Genomic DNA, 15,106 nt, shown 5'->3' with positions numbered 1-15,106 from the left:
GTCCGCCACGAGGGGCCGGGAACTACGGTCCGGCTGACGCTGCCCCTGCGCCAAATGCGGGCAGAGGCATGACGTAAAGATACAAGAAGGAGGGCGGGCATGGACGCAAAAGCGAAAAAAAGGCGGAACCGTCTGCAAAATATTGCCATCGCCCTGCTAAGTATCACTGCCGTAGTGCTGTTTATCCAGACACAGCTATTCAACCTCCGGACTGACGGAGCCTATCTCTCCAATTTGTTTTCCTCCGGCTCGGTCGAAAAAACCCAGAGCGTTTCCGGACTGACAGATCTTGTGCTGCCCGCCCGGGTGGCTGTTACGGGCGCTTACGGCCGCTGGGCGGGCCTGGACCTGACCAACGGGGACGAGGATTTTTCAAAGCCTGCAAATCTTTTAATGGAGGCGCTGGGCTCTGCTGGGCCGATGAACAAGTGCGGCGTGGAGGATTTCCATGCCGCGCTGCAAATGGGGACGGATGCTGGTGTATCCGTCTATTATGACTTTGGTGATGCGCTTCCCCTATCCATTGTGTCAGGAGTGGTGGGTGCGCGGTGGAGCGGAGGAGAGATATCTGCCCGTCGGGTACTGGTGCAGGTGAATGAAAACGTGGTGCGCCTGTTCGCGTGGGACGGGGAGAACGCCTGCTTTGTCTGCACCACGGCCATTTCCGCAGAAAGCGTGAGGGAGCTGGCGCGGGAATATTCACTCGGAAGCGCATGGTTCGCCTTTGACCGGCCGGAGAGCGACGGGCATGTGGATGACTTTTCTCTTTTTTCCGATCAGCTTGATTCTCCTGTAAACCTAGCTGTCTCCGCTGGGATTGCGGATCCCAACGAGGTGCTGGAGGCATTGTCCTTCAATCCCCACACTAACTCCCGGTATCCGGAGCCTTCCGGCGCGGAGGTGGTGGTGGAAGGGGACCGAAACCTGCGCATTTATCCCAATGGAGAGTTGTCCTATCAGGGCGGCAGCGGAACGCTGCGCATTGCATCCGCGGAAGAGGTCCCCACGGAGGCGGAAACTGTGGTGGGCGTATTTCAGCTTTTGAATGGACTTTTACCAAATCAAAGCAGCGGAGCATTGTTTTTGCAGGAATATACCGCCGCTGAGAATTCCGTCACGTTGCGCTTTGGCTATCAGTATGCGGGATTACCCATCCGCTTTGCGGACGGGGGCTTTGCCGCGGAGGTGACGCTGAAGGAGGCGTCGATTTTGAGGCTGTCCCTGCGGGTGCGGCAGTACACCCCGGTTGAAAGTGGAGAAAGTCTGCTGCCGCTAACGCAGGCGCTGTCCATTGCCCGGGCCTGGCCGGGGCGGGAGCTTGCTGTCCGCTATGTGGACGGAGGGAGCACCGCCACCGCACAGTGGCTGGCGGAGTAAGAAACGGAGAGAGGAGCGGAGAACATGGAAACACATCGCTTGAAAAACATCATTATTCTTACGCTTCTTTTAATGAACGCGTTTCTTTTGGGGACGCTGGGAATGCGTCAGGCGCAGCAAGCCGCCGCCCGGCGGCAGGTCACGGAAGAGTTGGTGAAGCTCTTTGCCGCCGAGGGCGTGACCCTCAGCCAAAACGCTGTCCTGTTTACCCCACCTCCTCCGACGCTGACGTTGGAGCGGGATGTGGAGGCTGAGAAGACAGCCGCCACCGTTTTTCTGGGACCGGAACTGACCGCCGCCGATGAAGGGGGAGGCATTCTGACGTACACCTCCGCGCTGGGGCGGGCGGTTTTCCGCGCCTCCGGCGCGTTTGAAATTGTGGGGGAGCTGGGAAAAAATCCCGTTGATCTGGTTCGCCGCTTTTGCCGCAGCTATGAATGCGAAACGCCGGAGGAGTGGATTGATGCTTCCGGCAGCGGGTCTGTCACCGTGATCCGGTTGTACAGGGGTTATCCCGTGGAAGGTTGCGCGGTCACATTTTTAGCGGAAAAGAATGTTCTGCATTCCGTCAACGGTACGTTTTTGCCCCTGCACTCCACAGCGGCGCAGGGAGAGAGTCTGCTGACTGCTTCCACCGCCCTCACTGCATTTTTGGAGGCGCGGCGGACCTCCGGTGCGGTGGTGAGCGCTGTCACGGGGCTGTCGCCCTGTTACGAGCTGCAAAATACCACCTCCGCTCTGACGCTGACGCCCTTGTGGCGTGTGGACACGGACGCGGTAGATTACTATGTCAACTGTGTCACCGGCGCTGTGGTGCACGCGTGAAACAGACCGGAAAAAGGCTGGTTTTGTCGAAATAAAAAGCCCTCTAAAAGGCGCAAAAGTTTTGATTGTGTTTCTTGAAATGTGTGGTAAAATGTGTTATGGTAACTGTGCGCGCGGCGCACCGCGCCCGTTTGCGGCCACTTTGTGGCCTGCCGGGAAAACCCGCCGAAGCGGGCGGCGCGACATGAAAAAAATCAGCTTGTTTTGGGCCCTGTTTTCGGTATGGAAGTCCCATCTGGGGGTACAATGAAGACAGACGGACCGTTTTGACGTAAAAGAGAGGGTTTTGGGTTTGACAAAATATATCGTTCGGGGCGGCAAGCCCCTGTTTGGCGAGGTGGAAATCAGCGGCGCGAAAAACGCAGCGGTTGCTATCCTTCCTGCCGCGCTTTTGGTGGAGGGAGTCTGCCGCATTGAAAACATCCCTCAGATATCCGACGTGCATTTGTTTTACACCATTTTGGACGAGCTGGGCGCGTCTGTTCGCTCAATCAATCCTCATACGGTGGAAATAGACTGCACCCATATCCGCTCCACCCGCACCTCCTATGAGATGGCGCGGCGCATTCGCGCATCCTATTACCTGATTGGTGCGCTGCTGGGCCGCTTTGCCCGGGCCGATGTGGCTATGCCCGGCGGATGCAATTTCGGTGTGCGGCCCATCGACCAGCACATTAAGGGCTTTAAGGCGCTGGGCGCGGATGTGACGGTGGAGGGTGGTTTTATTCACGCCTCCTGTCAGGAGCCCCGGCTTCACGGAGCAAACATTTATCTGGACGTGGTTTCCGTGGGCGCCACCATGAATATTATGATGGCCGCCGTTCTGGCAGAGGGCGCGACCGTGATTGAAAACGCGGCGAAGGAGCCGCATATCGTGGATTTGGCCAACTTTTTAAACTCTATGGGGGCCAATGTCCGGGGCGCAGGCACCGACACCATTAAAATTCAGGGCGTCTCTTGTCTGCGGGGCGGAAGCTATGCTATTATTCCGGACCAGATTGAGGCGGGCACCTACATGGCAGCCGTTGCGGCCACCGGCGGACAGATTCTGGTGAAGAATATTATTCCCAAGCACATGGATTGTATCACCGCCAAGTTGCAGGAGTGCGGCGTGGAGGTGGAGGAGCGGGAGGATACGCTGCTGGTCCGGCGCAGCGAGCCGCTGCATCAAACCAACGTGAAAACCATGCCGTATCCCGGCTTTCCCACAGATATGCAGCCCCAGATGACCACGGTGCTCTCTCTTGCCGAGGGCACGTCTTTGGTGACGGAGAGCGTTTGGAACAACCGCTACCGCTATGTGGACGAACTCAAGCGCATGGGCGCTTCCATTCAAGTGGACGACAAGACCGCGGTGGTCCAGGGCGTGGATTATCTCACCGGCGCACCCATTCAGGCCTGCGACCTGCGGGCGGGCGCGGCGCTGGTAATCGCCGCGCTGGCCGCCAAGGGTGAGTCCGAAATCAGTCAGGTGCAGTATATCGAACGAGGCTATGAGCGCATTGTTGATAAGCTCCGCAGTCTGGGGGCCGACATCTGCGTGGTGGAGGAGCCGGGAGAGAACGACCAGTTGGAAGCCCACATCGGCTGAGCCGCCCAGGCCCAAAGTACAGGATGCATCAGGCATTTTATTGACTTATTACCGCGTCCGCGATGGAGGTCGCCGACTTTCGTCGACACTCTCCATCACGGACGCATTTTTCACATCGGGCGGTTGCCGCCGAAATTCAACACGCATGGGGGACAATTTTGACGATTTTACATACGCTTGCCAGCGGTTCCTCAGGGAACGCCGCCCTGCTGGAAAAAGACGGGGTTTTTCTTCTCTTGGACGCGGGCATTTCCTGCCGCCGGATTACCTCCGCGCTGCGGGAGTTGGGCCGGTCCATCGAGGACTTGTCCGGAATTTTGATTACGCACACGCATGCAGACCACATCGCGGGACTGCAAACCCTATTGAAGCGGTGGGATGGCCCTGTGTTTATAAGCGAAGCGGCGGGGCGGGACCTGCGTCGGCGGTTGGCGGGCATTGAAAACCGCCTGTCACCGTTTGCCTTAGGAGAACGGTTTACTGTGGACGGTTGTGACGTAGACCCGTTTCCCACCTCTCACGATGCCCCCGGTTCCGCCGGCTTTCGGGTGGGAGACTTTGGCCTTTTGACCGACACGGGCTTTGTCACCGACGAAGCGGCCGAGATTCTTTGCGGAGTACCGCTGTTGATGCTGGAAGCTAACCACGATGTGGATATGCTGCGAAGCGGAGCATATCCTTATTACTTGAAGCGGCGGATTCTTGGCGACGAGGGGCATCTGAGCAATGAGGCGGCGGCCCGGTTTGCCGTCCGCTCTTGCCAATCTGGGACGGAGGAGCTGGTTCTGGCACATTTGAGCCGGGACAACAACACGCCGGAGACGGCCCTTTGCTCCGTGTCCGCCACGCTGGCGGAAGCGGGAGAGGGCCCGGCGCTGTCCGTTGCAGAGCGGGAGTGCACAGGCCCTTGCCATCAGGTGACGGAGGGCGTATGCAAAAGGTAAGCGTTCTGTGCGTAGGAAAGCTGAAGGAGAAGTTTTACGCGGACGCGGCGGCGGAATATTTAAAGCGTCTGTCGCGGTATTGCAAGGCGGAGATCGTGGAGCTGGCGGAAGCGCGGCTAAGCGAAGTGCCGTCTCCCGCCGAAATTGAGCGGGCGCTTCTGGAGGAAGCGGGCCGGGTGGAGGAGCGGCTTCCCAAGTCCGGTGCGCTGATCGCCCTGTGCGTGGAGGGGAAAACGATTTCCTCACCGGCGTTTGCGGAGGCGCTGGGTGACTTTGCCATGTCCGGTGCGTCCCAGCTTACCTTTTTAATCGGCGGCAGCGTGGGTCTGCATCAGAGCTTGAAAGACAGGGCGGCACTGCGACTGTCCATGTCGCCTATGACCTTTCCCCACCATCTGGCCCGGGTAATGTTGCTGGAGCAACTATACCGGGCATATCAGATTCAAACCGGCGGACGGTATCATAAATAAGTTTGCATAAGACAATTTCGTAATTCAATAAATTTTTATTTTGCAGAAGGAGGGACCCAATGAAAGACGAGAATAGCTGGGGCCTGCGCCAAAGCGATCTGCCGGAGGGCTGGCCCACAGGGTCGGACGGAGAGCCGGAGCGGGCGGAACTGCTGATTTCCGCCCAGTCGGAGCTGGGGGGCGGTGCGGATGTGCTGTTGTCCATGCTGAGCGGCTGCGGCATCCCTGCGTTTAAATCCGGCACGCTTGGCAAGGTGATTTTCGGCTTTGCCGGTCGGGGTGTGGACATCTATGTGCCCCAATCCCTGTTAGAGGACGCCAAGGCGATTCTGGATAATCCCGCCCAAGCGGGCGGCGAAGAATAAGGAGGGAAATTCCATGGAGTTCATGCGGGAATATGAAAAGTGGCTGAACAGCCCCGCCTTGTCTCAGGCGGAAAAGGACGAGCTGTCCGCCCTGAAAAACGACCCCAAGGAGATCGAAGCTCGGTTTTACGGCCCGCTGGAGTTTGGGACCGCCGGACTGCGGGGGATTATGGCTGTGGGCCTGCACAATATGAACGTCCATGTCATCCGCCACGCCACTCAGGCCTTCGCGCAGGTGATTCTGGCGGAGGGGGGCGACGCGGCGAAGCGAGGCGTCGCCATCTGCATGGACTGCCGGGTCGGTTCTATGGACTTTGCCCGGGAGGCGGCGGGAGTGTGCGTTGCAAATAGTGTGGCCGTTCGGATTTTTGACGCGCTGCGCCCCACACCGGAGCTGAGCTTTGCCGTGCGGGAGTACGGCTGCATTGCGGGCATCAACGTCACTGCCAGCCACAACCCCAAGGAATACAACGGCTACAAGGTCTATTGGGAGGATGGGGCCCAGCTCCCGCCCCACCACGCGGCGGCTGTTGCGAAAAAGATGGAGGAAATCGACATCTTCACCGGCGTGAAGGCGCTGAGTTGGGACGAGGCGCTGGCCACCGGACTTGTCACCGTGATGGGGGACGAGACGGACCGGCGGTTTATGGAAGAAGTCACTGCCATGATCAACGACAGGGAAACCGTCGCCAAGGTGGCGGACACGTTTAAGCTGGTATATACCCCCTTCCACGGCTGCGGTTACAAGCTGGTTCCGGAGGCGCTGCGGGCGCTGGGAGTGAAGCACATTTTGTGCGAGCCGAAGCAGATGACGATTGACGGGACCTTCCCCACCGTGAAGTCTCCCAATCCGGAGAACCCGGAAGGGTTCTATCTGGCCGTTGACCTTGCCCGAGAAAACGATGTGGATTTCATCGTAGGTACCGACCCCGACAGTGATCGGGTGGGCATTATGGTGCGGGACAAAGATGGTGAATACCGCCCTGTCACGGGCAACCAGACCGGCGTGTTGCTGCTGGACTATCTCATCGGCGCCATGCGTCGGGCGGGACGGCTGCCGGAGCGACCCGTGGCACTGAAAACCATCGTCACCACGGAGATGGCGCGGAAGGTTGCGGAGTCCAATGGCGTGGAATGCTTTGACACCTTCACCGGCTTCAAGTTTATGGCCGAGAAGAAGAATGCGCTGGAAGCCGAAGGAAAGGGGAAGGTCATCTTCTCCTACGAGGAATCCTACGGCTATATGTTGGGCGATTACGTCCGGGACAAGGACGCGGTGACGGCCTCCATGCTGCTGACCGAGATGGCTGCGTGGTATGCCGCCCAGGGCATGACGCTGTTTGACGCGCTGGAAAAGCTGTATGAAAAATACGGCCAGCACGCGGAGAAAACCTATAATTTGGTGATGCCGGGGCTGGACGGGCTGAAAGACATGGCGGAGCTGATGCGGCGCCTGCGGGAAAACCCGCCTGCCTCCATCGGCGGCGTGAAGGTGGCGGTGCGCAAGGACTATGCCGATGGGTCCGTGGTGGACTGCGCCGCCGGGACAAAGAGCGCCATGGAGCTGTCCGGGTCCAACGTGCTGCGCTTTGAACTGGCGGACGGTACCACAATTCTGGTGCGCCCCTCCGGCACGGAGCCGAAAATCAAGGTTTACATCCTGACTCAAGGAGCCGACCGGGCTGATTGCGACGCAAATATCGAAAAATATGGTGCATGGGCCGCGTCGCTTCAAAAGTGATGGCGAGCGGAGAAGAATTCGGCGTCAAGCTGCGGCTATACGCCTCCGAATGTCCCCGAAACGACTTTTATCTGGACCGGGTGGAGCAATTGGCCGGGGAACTGGGCCTCATATGCACCGTGGAGAAAGTTATGGACGAGGCGGACATCGCAGCTCAGGGATTTGACAGTGTGTGTCAGCCCTCCTACTGTCCCGGCTGCCGAGCCAACCACATGTCACTGGACGATCCGAACGGGCTGTATCTTCCGGTTCTCGCGGGGAACGGGAAGCCCCTGTTCTGGAATGTTCCCCCGTCGGACGAAGCGCTTCGCGCCGCACTGGAGGAGTTCTTGTAAAAAGTCCGCCCGTATCCGGCAGGTGAAATGAGAAAAGCGCGGAGCGTTTACCAGCGCGACAAGGCCCGGAAAGGCTTGAGGGATCCGCTTTCTGCCCGGCTAGTTATCCCTCTATGGGACAGGGGATGTAGCTGGGGGTACGCGCAATGAGAAGAATGGACCTGACGTAGAAAGAAATTTCTGCGGCAGGTCCATTCTCCTATTAAAGAAGATTTTGATGAAAATATCTTTACTTTACTGGCGATTCCATTAGAATTGAGGAGATGAGATGCGCAAAATATTAACCTTGTACAGTGTGACTGCCTTGAAAAACGGCAAAGAAAGAAAAAGGCCAAAAATCCATATAGAATTCAAAGAAGTATGCTATGTTTTCACATAGGAGTGATACGATGAAGCGAGTTTTAGTGATTGAAGATGAACCAGATATTCAGGAGATGCTCTGCGCTTATCTGCGCGATGCGGGCTATGATACGGGGGCGGCCAGCGACGGCGTGACTGCACTGGAGCTTTTCCACAAAGAAACGTGGGATTTGCTTTTACTGGATTTGATGCTTCCAAAAATTGACGGATATGGTGTGTGCGAGCTGGTACGCAGAAAATCATCAGTTCCAATCATTATGCTGACGGCTTTAGACGCGGAGGAGCACCAAATCAGAGGCTTTGATTTGCAAATCGACGATTATGTAACCAAGCCCTTTTCCACACAGATACTGCTGCGAAAAATTGCCGCGGTTCTCAGAAGATCGAGCGGAGAAACGGAAGTGCATCAATTGATCTACAAGGATATTGTCCTTGACTTAGATGATTACCGTGCCAGCGCGGCCGGAGATGCGCTGGACCTGACCACACGTGAATTTGAACTGCTGAGAGAGTTACTGCAAAACCAAGGGCGTGTGCTGACACGCTCCATGCTTTTGGGACGGTTGTGGAATTATGATTTTCTGGGCGACGAGCGCATCGTAGACAGTCATATTAAAAACCTGCGAAAAAAGCTGGATCGGGATTATATCGAAACCGTGCGAGGGGTGGGATATCGAATTGAAAAAATGCGTTGAAAAAGTGCGCAGTAGTCTGACCATGCGAATCGGGTTGATTACCGCGCTGATTCTGTTTGCTGCCTGCGGCATTACATATCTGTTTATTGCCTGGGCCACGCCAATTACGTATCAGTCGATTGCCTCCGACGCCCTGAACGAAAAAGTATATGAGCTGGTCAACCAGTTGGAGAGCACGACGCTGGAGGAAAGCGGTCCTCTGTTTGACAAGTTTCTCATCGACACCGGAGCTGACGTGACGGTAATGGATGGGAGCGGCAAGAAGATAGCTCTGCCGACATCCGTTGTAATGGAAGGAACAGCCATAGATTCCGCGGTGTCGGAGGATACTGTATGGACCGGTATAACCATTACCACAACGGCAGATGAGCGAGTTGCGTCCAATGTGTCGAGCGTGGCTGAGGAGTTCAAGCCTTCCTTGTGGGGCGGGCTTGCTACCGGCAATGTGGCCGTCTCCAATTCCGAATGGGATATACCGTTTGCATTTTACAATCACCCGGAGGCCTATCAGATTCTGGTGACGGCAAACATCGCGGCGGTCAATCAAACGGTGGAGGCCATGGGGCGGGTGCTGCCGTGGCTCACTGTGGTAATCCTGATCATTTCTTTCTTGGGTGCGCTTTTTTATTCGCGCTATATCACGAAGCCCATCGTCCGTCTCAGTGGAATTTCTCAGAAAATGGCGGCACTGGATTTCTCATGGGAGTGTCAGGAAAAGCGTCGGGATGAAATCGGCATTTTGGGACAAAACCTGAATGAACTGTCCCGGCGCCTTTTTTCGGCTTTGATGGAGCTGAAAACGGCTAACGCATCATTGCAGGAGGACATTGACCGGGAAAGAGAACTGGAGCGTCAGCGCACAGCGTTTTTTTCCGCAGCCTCCCACGAACTGAAAACTCCGATCACGGTGTTGCAGGGTCAACTCTCCGGAATGCTGGCCGGTGTGGATATCTATCAGGATAGGGACAAGTATCTGGCACGCTCGCTTGCTGTCACTGGAAGAATGGAATCCCTGGTGCAGGAGATGCTGACCATCTCGCGAATGGAGAAGATGGGCAGCGCGATGAAGCAGGAGCCGGTCCTGTTCTCTGGTCTTCTCAAAGCGCAGATAGAGCTTGCTGAAGATTTAGCGATGCAGAAGAAGCAAACCATTCAAGCGGATATTGCGCCATGCATCACGATTATTGGGGATGAAACACTTTTGGGCCGTGCCGCTTTGAACTTGCTGACAAATGCAATGAACTACTCTCCGGACGGTTCAGTAATCTCTGTCTGTCTGGAAGCGCAGGACGGCGGGGTACAACTCGTCGTTGAGAACAGTCATGCACATATTCCGGAGGAATCTCTCCCGCACCTGTTTGAGGCATTTTACAGAGTAGAGGCATCCCGCAGCCGGGAGACGGGCGGAAGTGGCCTCGGGCTCTATCTTGTAGCAATGATTTTGAATCGGCATCATGCAGCATACGAAATTACCAACACGGATACAGGCGTTAAAGCAAGGGTACTCTTTTGTCAATAACTCCATACGAACTCCACATTCAATTCAACTCCTCTCCAAATGAGCGGCGTATCATGAGACGCAGTTCAACAGAGAGGAGTTTTTTTGTGGAAAGATGGATAAGATGGATGGCCGTGGGGTGCGTTCAATATTACGGGAATCCCCGGAGGGCTGCAACATGAAGAAAAACAGGTGGTTGGCACTCGCGCTCTGCTTTACACTTTTATGTGGATGCAGCGCCAAACCGGAAAAACAAACAGACACGCCATCGGATAACGATGCCTCTACCAAGGCCATTCATGCATTGGGGCTGACGGCGGAACAGCGCATGGAGGACTATGAAGCCTTCTGGGCCACACTCCGGGACAGTTATCCCTGCTGGGGAATTTTAGAGAGGGAGGGCGTTGACGCCGATGCGATCTATCAGGATTACAAGGAACTGGTGGCAGGAAACGACAGCGATGTGAATTTCTACTCCGCGATATTCAGCTCTCTTTATCGGCTGGGGATAAACGGGCATCTATGGATTGTAGAACCGGATGACTATGCCTCCTATGTTGATAACATGGCTGCTTACCAGGATTCCGACCGGGCACACTGGGCGGAGGTATTGCAAGATGAAAAGACCGTCAATGGCTATGAGAAACTAGGGGCCATGCTCGACATATTGAATGAGGACGAGGATCAGGGTGGTAATATGGTTGAAGACATCTCCGCCAACATTACATCGCAGATTCTGCCGGGCAATATCGGTTATCTTAAAATCAACAGCTTTTCCGGTGATATGGAGATCGATGGTGCAGAAATTTTGGATTGCTATTCACAGTTCGCCGGTTGCAGCGACCTCATTATTGACCTGACCGACAATAGTGGCGGCAGCGAGAATTATTGGGAACAGCTTCTTGTTGCCCCCAATATCAACGAGACCGTAAGTAACAGCCACGTGGCATTGGTGCGCATGAGTAAAAACAATACGCCTTATTTGGAAAATGTGTTTTCTTCGGATGAGCTGCGCCCCATTTCGGCATTACCCGATCTTTCAAAGCTGGCGGACGCAGACCGCGCGCTTGCGACCCATTACGTAACAATTGATCACACTGTGGACCCTGCGGCGCAGCGCAGCCCATTCCATGGCGCAATCTGGGTGCTGGTGAGTGAAGCTGTGTATTCGGCTTCAGAGTCCTTTGCCCTCTTCTGCAAGGACACAGGATTTGCAACGCTGGTAGGGACGCAGACCGGTGGCGACGGAATTGGAATTGATCCAATTTTTCTCCAGCTCCCCAACAGCGGAATTCTCGTCCAGTTTACCGCTCTCTACGGGCTGAATGCGGATGGCAGCAGTAATGAAGAGACCGGCACTACGCCGGATATTGTCTCCATCCGAGGGGAAAACTCGCTTGTCACAGCGCTCAGAGCCATTGAAGCACAGAAAGAGGCCGCGGAATGAATCTCACCATCAATCACTTAAACATGACCTATCCCACCGGAAAGCAAGCGCTCCGGGATGTTACCTTGTGCATGGAAAATCCCAGTCTCATTGGATTACTCGGGCCCAATGGCGCGGGAAAATCCACCCTGATGAAGCTGCTGGTGGCAGCCCTTCTGCCTACCTCGGGAGAAATCGCTGTAGATGGGACTCCGCTGTCCAAATGCGAAAAGCAGATGAAAGCCGGTCTTGGGTATCTGCCGCAGCACTTTGGCCTCTATGACGAGTTGACCGTCTGGCAGTTCCTCGACTACATGGCGGCGCTGAAGGGCATCCATAGCAGCAAGGACGCCATCGACCGCGCCATCGAGGCCACGGATTTAAAAGAGAAGCGGAAAGCAAGAATTCGCACGCTCTCCGGTGGGCAGCGCCAGCGGGTGGGGATTGCGCAGGCGCTTTTGGGCGCGCCCCAGTTTCTCATTTTCGACGAACCGACTGTCGGGCTGGACCCGGAGGAGCGTATCCGCTTCCGGAATTTTTTTTCCGAAATGGCGCAGGACAAGCTGGTGGTGCTCTCCACCCATATCATCGAGGATGTGCAGTCGATCTGCAATCAACTTATTGTCATCGATCAGGGGTGCATTCTGTTTACCGGTACGCCAGAAGCGCTTATTCGTCAGGCTGAGGGCCATGTGGGGACATTTATGGAGCAGCCGGGCGCAAAAGAAAACCCTAAGCTGCACATTACCTCCCGGGTCAATACGACCAAGGGCATATTGTGCCGGGGCGTGGCGGAAAATCTGCCCGCCGCGGCGCAAAAAGTGGAGCCAACGCTGGAAGATGCGTATCTCTACCTGATTACCAAAGGAGGAGAGGACAAATGAAGTTCTCCGCTCTTATCCGTGTGGAGTTGGGGCGGGTATTTCGCAACCGTCAAACCTGGCTGGTATCCGCACTGACGGCTTTGGCACCTTTAACCGGGTATCAGGTTTTCAGGACCACCATCGGTGACTCCATGGCGGCGCGTTATCTGGCCAATCCTCTACTTGCCGGCGGCATTGCCGGGACGCTTTGCTTTGCAATTTTGATGCTATCTACTTTAGATAAACCATTGCGGAATGGCATGGATGCACTGACAGATGCAGTTGTTCATCCCGTGACGCTGTGTGTGGCGCGGTTTCTGGCGGTGCTGACGGCGGGGATGGCGGCCACGGCGCTTATCGGGTTACTGTATCTGCCCTACACAGCATGGAAACTGAACATCGCGTTTTCTCTGTCCGATTATGTGCTCGCGGTGTTGCTTTTCCTGCTCTCCGGCCCGGTGATGGGTACACTTGCCGCGGCCATCTGCTGGCAGCTTACAAAACGCCTGGATGTAAGCTTGGTAGCCATTCTCGCCGCTCTGATTGTATCACGCAGCTCGATCTGCCGGGACTCTTTCCTGCTCCAATGGAGTGTGCCGCTGGTTCCCACCCTGTCCGACGCGTTTGGCAGCGCCATTGTCTGGCGCACTGCATGTTACAGTCGACTGGTCTGGCTGTGCTTACTGGGTGGCGCTTGGTTGCTGTCGTTGCTGTGCGTGCGGCAATATGGAAAGGGGCTGTGGGGTTCTTTTTTCAGGCACGCCCGTAAAATTTCACTGCCGGTACTTGCAGCCGCGCTGTTCTTTTGTGGCGGACTGCTGTGGCAGAGGCAGCCCTTTGTGGACCACACTCCCGCCAAGTGGCAGGAGCTGATGGAAACGGAACCGGACCGCAGCAACAAGGCACTGATGCTGCGCCGTACGGAGCTGAATGTGAAAATTGACAGCTATACGCTGGGAACCATGTCGGGCACAGCAAACTACCATCTTCAAAACGCCTCAGGTGCGCCGCAGGATCTGTATTTTGAACTGAATACCGGTTATACCGTTCGCTCCGTGACCGCGAACGGACGGCCGATAAAATGGAAGGACCTAAAAAACGATCTGATTGCCAGCCGCGAGATGTGTTGTGTGCTACCTGCGGATGCCGAAATCGACCTGCAGGTGAACTATGGCGGTATGGCGCAGATGTGGAATCAGATGGAATACGCGCTTGACGCAAATGTGATCAGCGACAGGAACGTCACTATGACCAGCAAGACGCTCGCGCCGGTGGTATCCGGGTGCGTGCTGGTTGCGGACGATGCAAATATTACGCTGTATGTCGATTTAAAAAATGGACTGATACCGGTAGGGACCGGTGCGCTGACCAAACTGGCCGACAACACCGGTAAAACAGCATCATGGCGCATGGAAGATACAGGAACTGATCGACTGTTTCTCTATGCGGGAGACTATATTTGCAAGGAAATTGACGCAGGCAACGGAACTTCGATTCCGTTTTATTACAGTCAAAGATATCAGTCCCGACTGGAAAACGGCGCTTTGGACTTGATGGAACAGGCGGTGCAATACTGCACAGAGCACTATGGAGCCAAAGGAAATTCAGACGGTGCGTTCCAAATTGTCCAGACGACAGCCTTTAATTTCGGCGGTTTTGCTGTGGGCAACATCAGCGGCATGGGCGAATCCTATTTCAGTGACGATAATCTGAACGATCCTGACAAGGGGCCTGACAGCGCCGAAATTTTGGCGCACGAAATTATCCATCAGTGGTGGGGATTAAGTGCACAGTTGATGGATATGGAGGACTCCGCTTGGAACAGTGAGGGCATTACCGTCTACACCACCTACCGCCTGATGTGCCGGATTAAGGGCGAGGAGTACGCGCGGGAAAATTATGTGGACAAGTGGAAAAGCACGATGAACAATCTGCATGCGTCATTTTATCAGCGAAATCCTGCGTATGTCGACCGCTTGCCGGAACGGTATCAGGCCGACATCCGGGCCACGGCGGACGGGGCCAACTGGTATGATGGCAATGCGCTGATGATCTGCCGCGCGGCGCAGATTATTGGTGAAGATGAGCTGGACGCGGTTTGGGCGCGGCTCTTTTTGGAGGGCGGAACGGAAGTGCCTTCGTATATCAGTGTAAATGATTTTCTGGCCGCCTGCGGTCTTGAAAAAGGAGCGGTTGGACGTGAGTAAAGTATTTCTTTATGAACTGCGCCGTCTGTTGAGCGGAAAATTCTTTCTCGGCCTTGTTGCCGTGAGTCTGTGGTACGGTTGGCAGCTTTTAAACAATGTCATCGTTTTGGGGATTGCTAACACCGCACCGTTTTCGCCGTGGAGCTTCGGTAGCTATCTGACGGAACTTCTCCCGTTGCTTGCCGTGGCACTTTTGTTTTTTATTTGGAATCTGTGTATTGGGCAAGCACACGGCGTGCAAAGTCTCACAGATGCCACCCCTATAAAGCGGGGGCATTATCAAATGCTAAAATATCTGGCCGCATTCACTGCCTGGCTTACATTGGCAGGAATACTGGTTGCGCTGGGCATTGGTTTTTTATGTGCGCTCTTTGGCGATTCTGTACCAATAGTGTCTCTTTTGTGCGTG

13 protein-coding genes and 1 pseudogene are annotated in these 15,106 nt (G+C 55.4%); all 14 read left to right on the top strand.

Going from position 1 to position 15,106, the window contains the following annotated elements:
- Window positions 1-99 precede the first annotated feature (99 nt).
- On the top strand, window positions 100-1,377 hold the full coding sequence (locus tag RT018_RS04185) for a hypothetical protein (RefSeq protein WP_312939567.1): 1,278 nt from the start codon (window positions 100-102) through the stop codon (window positions 1,375-1,377).
- Window positions 1,378-1,401: 24 nt separating this feature from the next.
- Window positions 1,402-2,202, top strand: a complete 801-nt coding sequence (locus RT018_RS04180) for a hypothetical protein (RefSeq protein ID WP_312939564.1) — start codon at window positions 1,402-1,404, stop codon at window positions 2,200-2,202.
- A 292-nt stretch (window positions 2,203-2,494) separates the two neighbouring features.
- Entirely contained in the window at window positions 2,495-3,793 is a 1,299-nt protein-coding gene (locus RT018_RS04175; RefSeq protein WP_312939562.1) for a UDP-N-acetylglucosamine 1-carboxyvinyltransferase, read from the top strand.
- A gap of 158 nt (window positions 3,794-3,951) precedes the next feature.
- Window positions 3,952-4,737: an MBL fold metallo-hydrolase gene (locus tag RT018_RS04170; RefSeq protein WP_312939559.1), complete on the top strand. Its 786-nt coding sequence runs from the start codon at window positions 3,952-3,954 to the stop codon at window positions 4,735-4,737.
- Entirely contained in the window at window positions 4,725-5,207 is a 483-nt protein-coding gene (gene rlmH / locus RT018_RS04165) for a 23S rRNA (pseudouridine(1915)-N(3))-methyltransferase RlmH (protein ID WP_312939556.1), read from the top strand. Before RT018_RS04170 ends, rlmH begins: the two co-directional genes overlap by 13 nt.
- A gap of 59 nt (window positions 5,208-5,266) precedes the next feature.
- Complete coding sequence (locus RT018_RS04160) at window positions 5,267-5,572, top strand: hypothetical protein (protein WP_312939554.1); 306 nt, start codon at window positions 5,267-5,269, stop codon at window positions 5,570-5,572.
- Window positions 5,573-5,585: 13 nt separating this feature from the next.
- Window positions 5,586-7,313 (top strand): phospho-sugar mutase, encoded by a 1,728-nt coding sequence (locus RT018_RS04155; RefSeq protein ID WP_312939551.1) that lies wholly within the window; start codon window positions 5,586-5,588, stop codon window positions 7,311-7,313.
- Window positions 7,313-7,648, top strand: coding sequence for a hypothetical protein (locus RT018_RS04150; RefSeq protein WP_312939548.1), 336 nt, complete (start codon window positions 7,313-7,315; stop codon window positions 7,646-7,648). The genes RT018_RS04155 and RT018_RS04150 overlap by 1 nt, the downstream gene beginning before the upstream one ends.
- A 389-nt stretch (window positions 7,649-8,037) precedes the next feature.
- Window positions 8,038-8,703 (top strand): response regulator transcription factor, encoded by a 666-nt coding sequence (locus RT018_RS04145; protein ID WP_312939546.1) that lies wholly within the window; start codon window positions 8,038-8,040, stop codon window positions 8,701-8,703.
- Window positions 8,687-10,222 carry an ATP-binding protein gene (locus RT018_RS04140; protein WP_312939545.1) on the top strand — a complete coding sequence of 512 codons (1,536 nt, stop codon included), beginning with the start codon at window positions 8,687-8,689 and terminating at the stop codon, window positions 10,220-10,222. Before RT018_RS04145 ends, RT018_RS04140 begins: the two co-directional genes overlap by 17 nt.
- A 157-nt stretch (window positions 10,223-10,379) precedes the next feature.
- The gene (locus RT018_RS04135) at window positions 10,380-11,648 is read left to right on the top strand and encodes a S41 family peptidase (RefSeq protein WP_312939543.1); all 1,269 of its coding nucleotides are present in this window, start codon (window positions 10,380-10,382) and stop codon (window positions 11,646-11,648) included.
- Window positions 11,645-12,511, top strand: coding sequence for an ABC transporter ATP-binding protein (locus RT018_RS04130; RefSeq protein ID WP_312939542.1), 867 nt, complete (start codon window positions 11,645-11,647; stop codon window positions 12,509-12,511). The genes RT018_RS04135 and RT018_RS04130 overlap by 4 nt, the downstream gene beginning before the upstream one ends.
- Window positions 12,508-14,697 carry a hypothetical protein gene (locus RT018_RS04125; protein ID WP_312939540.1) on the top strand — a complete coding sequence of 730 codons (2,190 nt, stop codon included), beginning with the start codon at window positions 12,508-12,510 and terminating at the stop codon, window positions 14,695-14,697. Before RT018_RS04130 ends, RT018_RS04125 begins: the two co-directional genes overlap by 4 nt.
- Window positions 14,690-15,106 (top strand): annotated as a pseudogene (locus RT018_RS04120) (hypothetical protein); the annotation flags it as partial. The gene RT018_RS04125 and the pseudogene RT018_RS04120, both read left to right, overlap by 8 nt.

It is taken from the genome of Oscillibacter sp., from assembly GCF_032060045.1.
Taxonomy (GTDB): domain Bacteria; phylum Bacillota; class Clostridia; order Oscillospirales; family Oscillospiraceae; genus Oscillibacter.
Note: the sequence above shows the minus strand (reverse complement) of the source record. Positions and strands in the feature narration are given on the sequence as shown.

Coding starts and splice junctions, on each gene's coding strand:
- RT018_RS04125 (WP_312939540.1), top strand. CDS start 12,508: ATGAAGTTCTCCGCTCTTATCCGTGTGGAGTTGGGGCGGGTATTTCGC.
- RT018_RS04185 (WP_312939567.1), top strand. CDS start 100: ATGGACGCAAAAGCGAAAAAAAGGCGGAACCGTCTGCAAAATATTGCC.
- RT018_RS04155 (WP_312939551.1), top strand. CDS start 5,586: ATGGAGTTCATGCGGGAATATGAAAAGTGGCTGAACAGCCCCGCCTTG.
- RT018_RS04145 (WP_312939546.1), top strand. CDS start 8,038: ATGAAGCGAGTTTTAGTGATTGAAGATGAACCAGATATTCAGGAGATG.
- RT018_RS04180 (WP_312939564.1), top strand. CDS start 1,402: ATGGAAACACATCGCTTGAAAAACATCATTATTCTTACGCTTCTTTTA.
- RT018_RS04135 (WP_312939543.1), top strand. CDS start 10,380: ATGAAGAAAAACAGGTGGTTGGCACTCGCGCTCTGCTTTACACTTTTA.
- RT018_RS04150 (WP_312939548.1), top strand. CDS start 7,313: ATGGCGAGCGGAGAAGAATTCGGCGTCAAGCTGCGGCTATACGCCTCC.
- rlmH (WP_312939556.1), top strand. CDS start 4,725: ATGCAAAAGGTAAGCGTTCTGTGCGTAGGAAAGCTGAAGGAGAAGTTT.
- RT018_RS04160 (WP_312939554.1), top strand. CDS start 5,267: ATGAAAGACGAGAATAGCTGGGGCCTGCGCCAAAGCGATCTGCCGGAG.
- RT018_RS04130 (WP_312939542.1), top strand. CDS start 11,645: ATGAATCTCACCATCAATCACTTAAACATGACCTATCCCACCGGAAAG.